Here is a 14394-nt window from a genome sequence, read left to right as displayed (position 1 = left end):
TGAAGATGCACAGGATCCTATCGTCGATTTCTGCCCGGCTCGCGCGTCCCGAGCCTGCCCCGACGGCGGCGGCGTCGTCGGCGGCGATGTCGTCGGCGGAGTACTGGTCGCAGTACAAGGTCGATTCACCGTCTTCGATTTTCGACTCGGTCGACACCTCGCTTCGGCACTACGCGTGGCGTAACGCGCAGTATCCGGGCTACATCGAGCTGATGCCGGTCGACAAGGCGGATGGTCTCACGGTGCTTGATTTTGGCTGCGGCCCAGGCAACGACATTGTCGGGTTTGGGCATTTTAGCAAAACAAAGAAGCTCTTTGGTGCGGACGTGTCGCCCCTCGCGCTGGGGTTCGCCCGCCGACGCGCGGCGTTGCACAATATCGGCGCCGAATTTGTTCAACTGAATGAGGCTCGTATTGGTCTTCCGCTAGCGGATAGTTCGGTCGACCTCATTCATTCTTCCGGAGTTGTTCATCATACACCGGACCCGGTCGGCATTCTGCGGGAGCTCAAGCGGGTTTTGCGGCCCGATGGTCATATGCAGATCATGGTCTATCATCGCGACTCGATCTGGATGCATCTCTACGTCGCGTATGTGAGAATGATCGTGGATGGCGAGGGCGCGGCTTTTGACCGGGCGACGGCATTTCGGCGTTCGACTGACGGGCCGGACTGTCCGATTTCCAATTGCTACAGCGTGGCTGAATTCATCGCGCTCACCGCGCAGGCCGGGTTACGCTGCGAATTCGCCGGCGCTTCGATGTCATCGCTTGAAATGAAGCTGATAAGCCGTCGATTCGAGGCCATCGAAAGCAAGCTATTCGACCCCGAAAGTCGCGATTTCCTGTCCAACCTGACGTTCGACAATCGGCAATGGCCGTATCACAACAATGCTGTTGCCGGCATCAATGCATGCTTCCGCGTCTATCACGCCTGATCCGATAGATGATCGCTTTGCCGAACCTGTGGCGAAGCGACCGAGCCAATCACGACATCCCCGTACTGTGCGACAAACCGCGATAGCCATTCCATGATTTCCCAATCTGCCGACAGAGGCCTGACTGGCTTCCTGGTTGCCCCGCTTGTTCGATGCCTGCGATTTCGCGGGATTCTGGCTCGAACGACCCTGGTAGAGCTGCGAAATACATACGCCGGCTCAGTCCTTGGTTTGTCGTGGCTCGTCGTTGGCCAGGTCTTCATGTTGGGTATCTACGCGCTGACCTATACGGTCATCTTCAAAGTCAACCCGGACAAGATGACCGTTGCTGACTATGTGCTTTACGTGTTCTGCGGGCTGGTTCCATATATGACTTTCGCCGCGGCGATATCAGCCGGAGCAGGTGTACTGACCAAGGACAGGCAGTTGCTTCTCAACACGGTATTTCCATCCGAATTGCTCCCGGTCCGTGCGGCGCTCGTAGCCAGCGCGGGGCTTCCGATTGGTGTAACGATCCTCATCGTTATTGCCCTAGCGCTCGGCAAGTGGAACGCGACGCTGCTGCTGGTGCCTTTCGTGATGGTCCTTCAATTCATGTTCCAGTGCGGACTTATCTGGCTCCTGTCCCTGCTCACGCTGGTCGTTCGCGACGTGCAGTTCATGATTCAATATGTGATGATGATGCTGTTGATAGCTACCCCGATTGGCTACACGGTGGATATGATGCCGAAAGCTCTCAAGGTTATGGCGTATGCCAATCCCTTGTTCTATTTCGTGACCTGGTATCAGGACCTCATCGTAATGAACAAGCTGCCCAGTCTCCCAATCGTCGCCGTAACGATCGTCATGAGCGTAACGACATTTGCCGTGGGGTTTTGGATTTTTGAGCGCGCCAAAACGACGTTCTTCGACTACGCGTAGTTCCTCGCAATGACAAATCTCTTGAACGATAGCTCGGCCGTCGCGACGGAGGACTCCGAAGTCGTGCTGGCGTTGCGCGGCGTGAGCAAGTCTTACCCGCTTTACGCCAGCCGCACGGATATGATTCTGGACAGGCTCGGCGCACCCCGCTTCATGTTGCGCGAAATTCCCGACTTCTACGCGCTATCAGACGTCAATCTCACGGTGAGAAAGGGCGAGCGTATCGGTGTCGTCGGCAAGAACGGCGCGGGCAAATCTACGATGCTCAAGCTCATCACCGGCAATTTCAGGCCGACCACGGGGCAGGTGGAAGTACGTGGCACCGTGCAGGCGCTGATGCAGGCAGGACTTGGCTACAACAACGCGGCAAGCGGCTACGACAACATTCGCTCATCGTTGAGCTTCAATGGGCTCGAGGGTTCCGAATTCGAGGCTGCGGTTGATGACGTCTCCGAATTTGTTGAGCTCGGTGAATTCCTTCATCAGCCGATATCGACCTATTCGCAGGGTATGCTGGCGAGGCTGCAGTTCGCGACCGCGACAGCAATCAAGCCCGATATCATGATCGTCGATGAGGTAATGGGCGCTGGTGACGCCTATTTCTCCGCAAAATGCGCGCGCCGCATGTACGACTTAACAAGGTTCGGATGCAGCCTGCTTCTCGTGTCTCATTCACCGCAACAAATCATCCAATATTGCGACCGGGCTGTTTGGTTGCACGACGGGCGGATTCACTATCAAGACACCGCCAGAAAGGTCGTGGCAGCGTACGAGGTCTATATGGAGCGTCTGTCGCAAGCTGCCATGACTGGAGCGCGCGTCAGCGACATTTCCGCCGATGACGATGTACTTACGCCTCTCGATGACGGGAAGAAGGTCTATCGCTGGCCCGGGCGCCCAGGATTGCAGGTTTCGGGGTTCTCTGTGACCTCGGAACAGAAGGTGGTGACTGAAGTAAGGCCCGGAGCGCAGTTGCAGGTCGAACTGTTGCTGGATGTTCAGGAGGCCGGACGCTACGGCTGCATCTATTATGTCGGATTTTGGACGAGCGCGGGGCACCGGATCTGTCGCGCGGAAAGTCCGATCGATTTTTTCGATGCTGAAGCGCCGCTGCTGCGAAAAGTTCGCGTCGATCTTTCGCCTTTTCCCCTGGGCGAAGGAGAGTATCTGATGTCGTTGTCCATTTATGATCGTTTGAATTATTCGACCACAACCGCCGGGACGCTTTGTCGGTTTGACACGTTAATGCGCTGCTACGAGTTGAAGGTCGTGGATGATCGACAAGTACGTGCCCAGTCGTACCCGTTGGCGAACTGGAAGTTTGCGGAAGCCGTCTAGGCCGCCGGCAACATCGACAAATCGAAAAAAGTACGCTCCCTTCAGGTTTACTGCAGCTCCACAAGTGACAAACGCAATTCAATTTAACGGTGTTAAAAAGGCGTATCGTCTCTATTCGTCTTTTAACGAAGCCATAATTGACCGGATAGGCCTCTATAAGCTGAGGTTCTGGCGGCCGCTGCCTACATTTGTGGAGTTCGAGGCTCTCCGAGGCATCAGCTTCACCGTCTTGCAGGGCGAGAGGATCGGGATTATCGGCCGAAATGGTGCCGGAAAGACCACTTTGCTTAAGCTGGTAAGCCGTAATTTTGCGCCCAGCAACGGCACCGTGACTGTCACGGGCTCCGTTCAAGCGATAATGCAGGCAGGTCTCGGCTTCCACAACGAGTCTACAGGCCGCCAAAATGTTGAAGCGTCCCTGATCTACAACGGCCTTGATCGTGCGGCATCAAAAGCGGCGATGGCAGACGTGGAGGACTTTGCTGAACTGGGAGCTTTCTTCGATCGGCCGATATTGACCTACTCTCAAGGTATGGTTGCCCGGCTCCAGTTCGCGGCCGCGACGGCTGTGCGTCCGGACATCGTTATCATCGATGAAGTGCTGGGCGCAGGCGATGCGTATTTCTCGAATAAGAGCGCCGCCCGGATGCGTAAACTCGCCGCGTCGGGCGCGACACTGTTGATCGTTTCGCACGGGCTCGGGCAAATTCGCGAATTCTGCGATCGCGTTATCTGGATGGAGAGGGGCGAAATTGTCGCCGACGGTGCGCCAGGCGACGTTATCGAAGCATATGAGAATGCCATCCAGAAACGGGTCAAAAATCAGGGACTGGCCGTTGATCTGGTTAAAGATCAGGGACTGACCGTCGAGCCGGTTGAGGATCAGGGACCGTCGGTTGAAGCGGTTGGAGACCAGGGACAGCCTGTTGCATCGAACGACTGGGCGGCGCAACTTGTCTCACGCGTTCAATTGAGAAAGAACATTCTCGCGCAAGAGATCATCAGCTCCCATGATGAAAATGAGAGACCTGATGTTCTCTCCAATGGGGCGACTGTCTTTCGCTTTGCGTCGGACAAGGTTGTTCGCATCACTAACCTCGAGCACAAAGACGCTGACGGAAATCGAGCAGTTGTCGCAGTTGGAACAAATTTCGAGCTGAAGATATCGCTCGGTTGCGAGCGGGCCGGCACATACAGTCTCAAATACGTTGCGATGATTTACAGCGTTGACGGAAAGCGCGTGGCCTCCTTCGAAAGTCCGCTCGATCGTTTCACGTTCGATGGTGGCGCTGAACGAGAGGTAACGATGTCGATCTCGCCGCTCCCGTTGGGTTCGGGAGAGTATCTCCTCTCGATCGGAGTCTTCGATGTCAGTGTACACAGTCAATTTTCGGTCGAGAATCGTCTCGACTATGTTTCTAGGGCTTTTTGTCTGAAAGTTGCTGACACCAACGATAGTGACCCGCCAGCGCTTCTCTACGCTGGGGCCTGGCTCTTGGGTGACGCAACAACTGCGGTTTCTCCGCAAATCGACGGTAGAATTTGAGTTCCAGTATGAGGATAGGCTAACTTCATGTGCGGCCTTGTCGCACTGGTTTCTCCGAGACCAATCGAGTCTGCAATTCTCGATCGCATGCGCGATCGTATTGCCCATCGCGGACCAGATGGCTTCGGATCGTGGATTGGAACTGCCGGAACCGGCCACGTTGGTCTTGGGCATCGGCGGCTTGCCATTCTGGATTTGCGCGCGACGGCAAATCAGCCGATGTTTACGTCCGATAATTCGTGCGCGATTGTCTACAATGGTGAAATTTACAATTTTGCCGAGCTGCGCGAGGAAATGGCGCAGAATGGAGTTCAATTTCACACGACCTGCGACACGGAGGTTCTTCTGCAGGCGTACCAGACCTGGGGTACGGAGTGTGTTAGTCGGCTCAACGGGATGTTTGCCTTTGCAATCTGGGATCGGCGTTCGCGGCAGCTATTTGTCGTTCGCGATCGGTTCGGCGAAAAGCCGCTGTTCTATGCATCCCTAGACAGCGGCGGAATTGCTTTCGCTTCGGAGATGAAGGCCCTTTTTGCACATCCCGAAATCGAGGCCACGCTGGATCACGAGCAGGTCGAGCGATATGCTGGTGGCGCCTCCCTCGATCTGTCGGAAGGGACTCTGTTCCGGATGGTTCGACGGGTTCCTGCTGCAACCGCCATGATTGTCAATGCGAGTGGCAAGATCGAACGGCAATGGCGATACTGGACGCCCAAGTTTGAAGGTACCCGTCCCTATAACCGCACGCAGGCCGTGGAGCAGTTCAGATCGCTGCTGGAAAAAAGCGTGGAACTGCGCCTGCGAAGCGATGTCCCGCTCGGCGCTTGTTTATCGGGCGGTCTTGATTCGTCGGCGCTCGTCGGATTTACCGCGAAGAACAGCGAGAACGGGCGGTATCCGGGCAAAACATACTCCATCAGGTTCGACGGCGATCCGGACATATCGGAAGGCCATTTTATAGATCTCGTCAACCAGCACAGCGGCGGAGATCCTCGACCCCTCAGTGTTGATCCAATGCGGTTGATCGAGGAATGCCAGCTGCTTCATTGGCACCATGAAGAACCAAACGTTTCGGCCTCGACCTATCTGGAATGGTGTCTGATGCGGCTGGTGCGTCAGAGCGGCGACATCGTCGTGCTAAACGGACAGGGGGCCGACGAGCTTCTTGGCGGTTACCAGTACTACTTTCAAATGGCGCAATTTGATTGGCTGAAGCAGGGGCGATATGCACACGCTGCTAAAGAAACGCTGATGTGGGCATGGAAGCTGAAACGGGAAGCCGCCAAGTATGAAAATGGGTCACGACGGATTGGCTTTTCTGTTGCGGAATTGGCGAATTGGGGGGTTAGGCAGTGGCGCGAGGGTCTGGACCCGGATGAACCGGCCCGACCGGGAGTGCCGTCGTCGAAAGGTGGAAACACGTTCCGGCATCTGCTCGCGCATGGTTTACAGTACTCTGTCTTGCCCGAGCAGCTTAACTCGGCCGACCGCAATGCGATGGCATTCGGCGTAGAGGCACGCTTTCCGTTTCTCGATTACAATTTCGTCGATTGGTGCATCGGGCTTCCCGATGATGCGTTGCTGCATAACGGATGGCACAAACACATCTTGCGATCCGCGACGAAGGATTATTTGCCGAAGCAAATTCGGTGGCGAGTCGATAAGATCGGGTTTGCGGCTCCCTTTGACGTCTGGATGCGAGGTCCGCTCAAGAATTGGTGTCGTGAGCGGCTTTTTGAGGGGCCGATAACGAAACTGAAGGCATACGACCGAGCAAAGATGACCGGCATGTGGAACGACCTTCAGGATGGCCTTGCCCCGCGGCATTGGGATTTATGGCGCTGGATAGGATTGAATGAGTGGTTACTTCTTTCTGAAGGCGGGCTTTGGAAGACGTATTCGCCGAGTTTAAGAAGCGCATCAGGCAATCTTTCGGCCAAAGCGGTCTAGCAAGCAGCATGATTCCAAAGAATTACAGAGCCAAACTTAGCCTTCGACCGAAGGTGCATGGGAAGGTCGTCCGACTGGCCGCTGTTATGCACGGCCTTGCGATCAGGCTGACGTCGCACGCGCGTGATGGCGTGATGGCGTTGTACTTTTCCGACAAGGACGGTGATACACCCGATCCCATGCGGGATCAGCTCGCACTTCAGCGCAAGATTGACGACGTTTTGCGGCGCTATCGAGCTGACGCGGCCAGCTTCAAATACTTTCACGATCTTCCTTATCAGGGATTGGCCATCGCCGGCGTGCTCGGCGATAGAATGTCCGACTATCGATTTGACGATTACGAATTGCGGAGCTGGATAAAGCCGAATGAGTCCGTCCTGGATATCGGATGCAACTGCGGCTTCATCGCTGTGCTAGCCGCCTACCGCATTGGCGCCTCTGCACATGGCATTGATATCAATCCCTACATGATCGAAATCGGTCAGTTGGTAGCGAAGCATCTGCGAGTCGATGCCTCGGTCCACCTCTCGGCTGGAAATCTCGTCGAATATCGACCCCCAGCCCCGTTCGATACCGTTCTGTCATTCGCTACTCACTGGACCGACGACCACAATTATCGCGTAAGCATTGTCGATCATATGGAGCGAATGGCTTCGCTGCTTCGCCCCGGTGGGACGCTGGTGTTCGAAACCCATTGTAATGACGTCGGTAGCGCTGAGTTCTACGAAGGGATGGCCAACGTCAAAGACAGGCTCTTTCGATTTGACGGGGTCTACAAGAAGACGGACGCCGGTACGCGCGAACTCTACATCATGCAGCGTATTTGAAGTCGTCTCGGACGGGACCTGACGTCTTTGCTCAAATCGGTGCTACGCTGGTTCAAGCGACCGCCATCGACGGACATACTGTTCTATGCCGCCTCATGGGTTGATGAGGTATGGATTCGTTCCACCATTTGGGAAAGCCGCAGGCGAGGCTGGAATGTCGTGTTCGCCATCACCGGCCCGGCGCCTGCCACCGACATCGCGCGTTACCAAGCGATGGGGGTTACTGTCGTGTCTTCGATCGCGCCGCTTGCGTTGCGGACGATCAGCGCTCCGATCGCAGTGACGGCCTCCAGCGGGATACCGGCGGACTGGTTCGATGTCGCTACAAGCTACCGTATCCACATGCCGCACTCGCTGGTCAGCCTTCATATGGCGTATCCCGTCGACGCATTCGACGGCTACGACGTGCTGTTCGCCGCCGGGCCTCATCAAATTGCCGAATTCGAGGCTCTGGCGCGAAGCCGGAATCTCGACGGCCGTCAGAGCAGAGCGATCGGGTACGGCAAGGCGGACGTCTTGCCGGCTTCGGAGCTGCCCGGCCAGACCGGGACAAAGCCGCATGTGCTGTTGGCACCTTCCTGGGGGCCGGAGAGTCTGCTGCCGCGTCTGGGGCGGGAGCTAACGCGAGAGCTGTTGAAGCAATACCGAGTGACACTGCGCGCACACCCGATGCAGGTCGAAAACCAGGACCCGGCGTATCTCGAGATGATTGAGACGTTCAAAGGGCAGGATTTCAAAGTCGAATTGCCGACTGAATTGCCGGTCTCCATGAATGAAGCCGACGTTTTCATAACCGATTATTCCGGCACGGCGTTTGAATACGCACTGATGCGCAGGCGGCCGATACTGTTTGTGGATGTTCCACGAAAGGTGGTCAACTCCACCTGGCAGGATCTGGGCCTTGCGCCTATCGAGTTGCGCGCCCGCGAAGAGATCGGGGTTGTCGTACCGGCGCTTGCTCCGGCATGCGCGGCCGCAGCCGGCCGGCTGCTGCAGGATCTTGCGAGCTGGGAGAGCCGAATTGAAGCCGCGCTCCCGGGCATCGTCTTTCGTCGGCCGTCGGTCGCCAAAGCCGCATGCGACGCGATTGAAGGGCTCGGTCGGCGCGGCCTGCAACCTCGAGCCACGGTGTCGCCATGACGTCTGCCGTCATCCTTGCTGCGGGTTTTGGTGCCCGTCTGCGCCCGATAACGGACACGCGGCCCAAATGCATGGTCTCGCTTGCCGGCCGTTCGCTGCTCGACAGGCAACTTGAGGTCTTCAGGGACTGCGGCATTGACGATGTTTCGATCGTGCTTGGCCATGCGCCGGAAAGCGTTGACCCTGCGGTATATCCGTTGCGGCGTTTCATGAATGAGGAATACCGCTCGACCAATATGGTCGCCTCGCTCATGCGAGCGAGCACATTGTTCGATGGTACGCGGGATGTCCTCGTTAGCTATGGCGACATCGTCTATGAACGCCGCGTGCTCGAGAGTGTGTTGGCGAATCGTCATCAGATCTCGGTGGCGGTAGATCGTCGATGGCGTGACCTGTGGGAATTGCGCATGGACGATCCTCTGTCAGACGCAGAGACGATGCGCATCGCCGTCAACGGCCGCATCGAAGAGCTGGGCAAGAAGCCAAAGTCCTATGACGACGTCCAAGGACAATATATTGGGCTGTTTCGGGTGGCCGCCGAGGTCGCGCCGAAGGTTGTGGACTTTCATCACCGTCTGCCCCTGGAGGGGTCCTATGATGGGCGGGATCGCTCCAACATGTTCATGACGTCCTTCATTCAAGCGCTCATCGATGCTGGTTTCGATGTTGGTGCCGCCTTTATCGACGGGGGCTGGCTGGAGATCGACCAACTTGCCGACCTGGAACGTTACGAAAGTCTGGCCGGCAAGGGTAAGTTGAGCGGCTATTACGACGATCGACTGTGATGAGAGTGTCCCAATTCGTGTCGGATCTGCCAGCGCCGCGGGCAGCAGATGAATTCTTCTCCGTCGAGTGCTTCCTGGCGGAGCAGCGGGAATTGGAGGACATCGTCAAACACCGCGCAACCTTTGACCGCTTGCGCCGGAAGGTCGAATTGACGCGGCGGCTTCTTGCCTTTTACGACCGGGATTGGCGTCAGCCGGGAGACGGGATCGTCGCTGCGCCGCAGTATGCCACGCTTCTGTGCGCGCAGTTGTTAGCTCTTGCCGAAGCTGACCGCGAATGGACTTGTCTTAATGCAGCGTTCAAGATGCTGGACGGAATATTGCTGGCGCCAGAAATCGTATCAGCGCCTTCGTTGAAGCCATGGGCGGAGCGCCTCGCGGAAGGCATGACGCTGTCGCATGCGTAGTCTTTCACTGACTGTTGTGGCGGCGCGGCATTGCCCGACGAGCCGCACTTATCTCACTTATCTCAAGGAGGCGGGGTTCCGTCCGTCAAAAGTGTTGCTGGTCGACTTCGTTGGCAACGTTCCGCGCTATGCGAGCTTGCGGAAGAAGTTTGGCGAAAGGCTGGCGTGGTTTTGGTTGCAACGCCTCCGCTCGCCAGCGGTGACGGGTGATGAAGAGTTTTGGGCTCTTTGCCGTCGTGTCCAGGCGAACGTGCCGAGGCCTATCGATTACTCCGGCGAGTTTGATTATTCGGGTTACTGCGACAAACTCCAGCGCGTTACGGCGGTAGACTACAATGATGCCGGCTTGCATCGGACCTTGCGCCGCCAATCATGCAAGATATTTCTTTATACTGACGGGGGACGCGTACCTCCTGCATTGCTGAATGACCCATCGATTCGCTTTCTCCATATCCATCCGGGTGTTGTTCCCGAGGTGCGTGGTTCGGATGGGTTGTTCTGGTCGCTTCTGATACGGGGGCGTCCCGGCGCCAGTTGCTTCTTCATGAATCAAGGCATCGACACAGGTGACGTGATCATGACGCGCGAATTCGATCGACCGGCATTCGATGGAATTCGGTCCGCGGTGGAGCGGGATGCTCCCACTGCCTATCGTGCGGTTTTGCACGCGTTCGATCCTCATCTGCGGGCACAATTGTTCGTCGATGTCGTGAAGCACGTCGACGGTGATTTGCGTCGACTGACAGGGCAACGGCAGGAGCCGACAGAAGGCATGTCATATTACTGGATGCATCCGGCGATGTGGCGACGTGTTCTGACACAGCTCGACACAGCGCCCTCACAATCATGCACACAAGCATCTTGACAACGACAAAAGCGCGCGAGGCGCGCTTGATCATTCTTGGCGCCGGACGTCCGTCCGTCGGGCGCAAGCATAGCGCGCTTCGGGTCGTCGGCAGGGATCGCAAGACGCTGGATTGGATTCTGCATGCGTTCAAGAAATTGGTGGGAGGCACCGTATTTGTTGGCGGCTATGAAATGCAGAGCGTCTTGGAGGCCTTTCCCGGCGTCGACTTCGTTCTGAATTCGGCCTGGAACGAGACCGGCGCTGCGAGGTCGTTGCTCGCCGCGCCGATCGACGAGGACCGGGACTGCTACGTTTGTTACAGCGATATCGTCTTGCGGCCTGAGCTCGCGCGCAAGATGGCCGATGCTCCGGATTATGCGATCGTCGTTGCCATTGATAGTCAGCCGGAGCACGAGACCGGGATCCGTCGCACGGAGCGCGAGACGATACGGATCGACGAAGGTCGTGCGATTGGTGTCGGGATGGTCGGGCCGGGACGGCGGGCTGAATTCATCGGCGCAGTGAGGTTCCCGGCTCACATGATGCCAGCGCTGCGAACCATGAAGGTGTCGGCCGACCCGGCGTTGAGACAGGGGCACTTATCGGCGATTGTGGGCGCGCTGATCGCTGATGGCCACAACGTCCACCTTGTGGACGGGCATGGATGCTGGTCGGATCTCGACGACGATCGTGACCTCACGCGGTTCCTGTTCGGTACCAAAGCGGAGACGCTCGAACGCCTGCGCGAACGTATCAGCCGCTCGATAATCCTGGAGCAGGTACGAATCGATGTTGGCCGCTGGAACGATGATGCCCAGGCGTGTCTGCGGGAAATAAGTTCGCTCGGGACAGGACCCTTCGCGGTCCGTTCGAGCGCCTTGGCTGAGGACAGTTTCGCGAGCAGCAATGCCGGCAGGTTCAAAAGCAAGCTCGATGTTCAGGGCAATGAGGAAGCCTTGCGTGAGGCCATCGCCCAGGTAATTGGGTCGTACGACGGTCACGATGCGGCCAATCAGGTGCTGGTCCAACGGATGGTGGGCAATGTTCGCGCGAGCGGGGTCGTGCTGACGCGTACCGGTCGGATTGGCGGCCCGTATATTACGGTGGCTTGGACTGAAGGTGACCGCACCGACGATGTAACGAGCGGCCGGGCGCAAGACCAGCGGACTCTCGTATCGTATCGTGGCGCGTCGACAGTGGTTTCCAGCGTTCCGCGGTTCATTGCGGATGTGATTGAGGCGACGCGTGAGATCGAAGATATTTCCGACAATGACACGCTTGACCTGGAGTTTGCGGTAGACCATGCCGGCCGTGTCTTTGTCCTCCAGGTCAGGCCCCTGGTTATCGCTCATGAACGCACCAGCGAGACGGACGGGCAGGTGATGAAGGCACTGAGCTTCGTCGAAAGCCAGATGAAGGAACTGGCGACTTTGCCGCCCTCGCAGGTCGGCGACAGGACGATCTGGGGCGTGATGCCGGACTGGAACCCAGCGGAGATCATCGGAATCCGTCCCGGCCGCCTGGCATTCGATCTCTACCGACGTTTGATCACTGACGAGGTGTGGGCCAGGCAGCGCGCCGAATATGGCTATCGAAATGTCGGACGTTGGCCGCTGGTCCGACGATTTGCCGGTCACGCCTATGTAGACGTACGAGCGAGCTTCAATTCCTTCGTCCCCGCGGTCATCGACGAGGGCACGACGAAGGACCTTGTCAACGCCTGTTTGGATCGCCTTGAGCGTAACCCGGAGTTACATGACAAGGTCGAATTCGAGGTCGTGCCGACGGCTTGGTCCTTTGACCTTGACGCGAAGCTCACCCGACTGGCTGATGAGGCCGGTCATAGTCGAGAGCGATTTGCCGCGATGGCGCCGGCCCTGGCAGATATCACTGCTTCCGGCATTCGTCGCGCACATGGTGACCTCCAAGGCTCTTTGACATTCTCATCGTTGCTCGACAAGCGTCTGGATGCGGGGGCGCAGAAGAACGATTTATCATGCGCTCTCGCGCTGATCGATTTATGCGGCGAGCACGGCACGTTGCCGTTCGCGCATCTCGCGCGCGGCGCGTTTGTCGCGATGACATTGCTGCGCAGCGCGGTTCGAGAGCAGGTGCTGTCGCATGAACGTGTCGAAAATTTCCTACAGTCGATCAGCACCGTGAGCCAGGATTTCGTGTCAGATGCCGTCGCCGTGAGATCCGGGAACCTCACTTTTGCGGAGTTCGCCGGCCGCTACGGTCATTTGCGTCCTGGCACCTACGACATTGCTTCTGCGTGTTATGCCGAGATGCCAGATCGATTTTTGAAGCCGATTGTCGATGTCGCTAACGTCAAGTCGCATGTCGAACATATCTGGACACTTGCAGAAGCGAACGCGCTTACCAGCCGGCTGTGCGCTGCGGGAATTGACGTCGAGATGGACACGTTAGACGCGTTCTTCCGCGAATCCATCCAGGGCCGCGAACTTTCGAAGTTTGTCTTTACGCGCGCTTTGTCGGAAGCACTGAATATCATTTCGAATTGGGGTGTCTCGATCGGAATGTCGCGCGAGCAACTCGCCAATCTCGAATTGTCGGATCTCGTGGCTTTCTCGCGCGGTATTGGGGCGGACGCGGAGCAACTGCGCACGCGAGCAGACGCGGGAGCTGAAGAATCCCAACTGGCTTGCTTCGTCGAGTTGCCGACGCTGATCTGTCGCGCGGGCGATCTTTACAGCTTCGAGCATCAACAAACCCAACCTAATTTCGTGACCGGCAAGAGCGTAACGGCGCCCGGTATCGCGCTGCGCGACGACGATGCGGCAGGCGATCTTGCCGGCAAGATCGTCATTGTGCCACGCGCCGATCCGGGATTTGACTGGATATTCGGCCATCGTATTGCCGGCCTTGTTACAATGTACGGCGGCGCCAATTCGCATATGGCAATTCGTTCGGCCGAGTTCGGTTTGCCGGCAGCCATCGGCATCGGAGAATCCCGCTACAAGGAGCTGGTCGATGCGCCACTGGTGGAACTCAACTGTCGCGAGCGGCGGTTGAGCGCGGTGGCCCGCCCATGACAAAACGTCTCTTGGTCGCTTTGACGCAACGCGTGGATGTTTCGCAAACGGGTGAGCGGCGTGATGCACTGGATCAGGCGTGGGCTGCAATGATGGAGCAACTCGGCCACATTCCGGTTGCGTTGTCGAACAATGTAAGGTCAGCGGACGAGTACCTTGCTGCGCTGGCTCCTGACGCAGTGATACTCACCGGCGGCAATGACGTTGCGACCTTGCCTGGCGCGGTAAATCCCGCGCCCGAACGAGACCGATTGGAAGAGGCAGCGATTGCGTACTGCCAGCATCGAAGTAAACCGCTGCTCGCTGTTTGTCGGGGTCTTCAGATGCTCAATCTTCACTTGGGAGGCACGCTCGTGCCGGCCCATGATCATGTTGCCACATCGCACCCAATTCGCGGCGAATACCTGCAGGGTGTCGGCTCGGTCAACAGCTTCCATAATTGGGCAATTCAGAGCGGCGGACTGGCTAAGGACCTCGTCGCGCTGGGGACTGCGCCCGACGGCACGGTCGAGGCTGCGCATCACGGCCGGCTGCCCTGGTTCGGCGTGATGTGGCATCCTGAGCGGCCGATTTCGGATCCCGCCTTTCACCGCAACCTCGTCGGCGCCGCGATCGAGGGCCGGCTCAAGGGGATTGCCTAGC

12 protein-coding genes are annotated in these 14394 nt (G+C 57.5%); all 12 read left to right on the top strand.

What is annotated here, in order from left to right; genetic code table 11:
* Positions 1 to 5: 5 nt before the first annotated feature.
* The 12 genes from ABIE49_RS08245 to ABIE49_RS08190 all read left to right on the top strand — a co-directional run bounded on the left by ABIE49_RS08245 (position 6) and on the right by ABIE49_RS08190 (position 14393).
* On the top strand, positions 6 to 935 hold the full coding sequence (locus tag ABIE49_RS08245) for a class I SAM-dependent methyltransferase (protein WP_192737822.1): 930 nt from the start codon (positions 6 to 8) through the stop codon (positions 933 to 935).
* Positions 936 to 1028: 93 nt separating this feature from the next.
* On the top strand, positions 1029 to 1856 hold the full coding sequence (locus ABIE49_RS08240; RefSeq protein ID WP_192737821.1) for an ABC transporter permease: 828 nt from the start codon (positions 1029 to 1031) through the stop codon (positions 1854 to 1856).
* Between the two features lie 21 nt (positions 1857 to 1877).
* Positions 1878 to 3194 (top strand): ABC transporter ATP-binding protein, encoded by a 1317-nt coding sequence (locus ABIE49_RS08235; RefSeq protein WP_192737820.1) that lies wholly within the window; start codon positions 1878 to 1880, stop codon positions 3192 to 3194.
* Between the two features lie 64 nt (positions 3195 to 3258).
* The gene (locus ABIE49_RS08230; protein ID WP_192737819.1) at positions 3259 to 4740 is read left to right on the top strand and encodes an ABC transporter ATP-binding protein; all 1482 of its coding nucleotides are present in this window, start codon (positions 3259 to 3261) and stop codon (positions 4738 to 4740) included.
* A 27-nt stretch (positions 4741 to 4767) separates the two neighbouring features.
* Entirely contained in the window at positions 4768 to 6690 is a 1923-nt protein-coding gene (gene asnB, locus ABIE49_RS08225; RefSeq protein WP_192737818.1) for an asparagine synthase (glutamine-hydrolyzing), read from the top strand.
* Entirely contained in the window at positions 6627 to 7517 is an 891-nt protein-coding gene (locus tag ABIE49_RS08220; RefSeq protein ID WP_192737817.1) for a class I SAM-dependent methyltransferase, read from the top strand. The genes asnB and ABIE49_RS08220 overlap by 64 nt, the downstream gene beginning before the upstream one ends.
* Before the next feature lie 27 nt (positions 7518 to 7544).
* Positions 7545 to 8657, top strand: a complete 1113-nt coding sequence (locus ABIE49_RS08215; RefSeq protein ID WP_192737816.1) for a CDP-glycerol glycerophosphotransferase family protein — start codon at positions 7545 to 7547, stop codon at positions 8655 to 8657.
* A complete protein-coding gene (locus ABIE49_RS08210) occupies positions 8654 to 9442 on the top strand; it encodes a phosphocholine cytidylyltransferase family protein (protein WP_192737815.1) in 789 nt (262 codons plus the stop codon). The genes ABIE49_RS08215 and ABIE49_RS08210 overlap by 4 nt, the downstream gene beginning before the upstream one ends.
* A gap of 5 nt (positions 9443 to 9447) precedes the next feature.
* Positions 9448 to 9849, top strand: coding sequence for a hypothetical protein (locus ABIE49_RS08205; protein ID WP_192737814.1), 402 nt, complete (start codon positions 9448 to 9450; stop codon positions 9847 to 9849).
* Positions 9842 to 10714 carry a formyl transferase gene (locus ABIE49_RS08200; RefSeq protein WP_192737813.1) on the top strand — a complete coding sequence of 291 codons (873 nt, stop codon included), beginning with the start codon at positions 9842 to 9844 and terminating at the stop codon, positions 10712 to 10714. Before ABIE49_RS08205 ends, ABIE49_RS08200 begins: the two co-directional genes overlap by 8 nt.
* A gap of 26 nt (positions 10715 to 10740) precedes the next feature.
* Positions 10741 to 13752: a PEP/pyruvate-binding domain-containing protein gene (locus tag ABIE49_RS08195; protein ID WP_192737812.1), complete on the top strand. Its 3012-nt coding sequence runs from the start codon at positions 10741 to 10743 to the stop codon at positions 13750 to 13752.
* Positions 13749 to 14393 (top strand): gamma-glutamyl-gamma-aminobutyrate hydrolase family protein, encoded by a 645-nt coding sequence (locus ABIE49_RS08190; protein ID WP_192737811.1) that lies wholly within the window; start codon positions 13749 to 13751, stop codon positions 14391 to 14393. Before ABIE49_RS08195 ends, ABIE49_RS08190 begins: the two co-directional genes overlap by 4 nt.
* Position 14394 lies beyond the last annotated feature (1 nt).

Source organism: Bradyrhizobium sp. OAE829 (assembly GCF_040546575.1).
Lineage (GTDB): Bacteria > Pseudomonadota > Alphaproteobacteria > Rhizobiales > Xanthobacteraceae > Bradyrhizobium.
This window is presented reverse-complemented; position numbering and strand designations above follow the sequence as displayed.

What these genes read in the sequence shown, in the direction of transcription:
- asnB (WP_192737818.1), top strand. Translation starts at nt 4,768, where the DNA reads ATGTGCGGCCTTGTCGCACTGGTTTCTCCGAGACCAATCGAGTCTGCA.
- ABIE49_RS08200 (WP_192737813.1), top strand. Translation starts at nt 9,842, where the DNA reads ATGCGTAGTCTTTCACTGACTGTTGTGGCGGCGCGGCATTGCCCGACG.
- ABIE49_RS08245 (WP_192737822.1), top strand. Translation starts at nt 6, where the DNA reads ATGCACAGGATCCTATCGTCGATTTCTGCCCGGCTCGCGCGTCCCGAG.
- ABIE49_RS08240 (WP_192737821.1), top strand. Translation starts at nt 1,029, where the DNA reads ATGATTTCCCAATCTGCCGACAGAGGCCTGACTGGCTTCCTGGTTGCC.
- ABIE49_RS08210 (WP_192737815.1), top strand. Translation starts at nt 8,654, where the DNA reads ATGACGTCTGCCGTCATCCTTGCTGCGGGTTTTGGTGCCCGTCTGCGC.
- ABIE49_RS08190 (WP_192737811.1), top strand. Translation starts at nt 13,749, where the DNA reads ATGACAAAACGTCTCTTGGTCGCTTTGACGCAACGCGTGGATGTTTCG.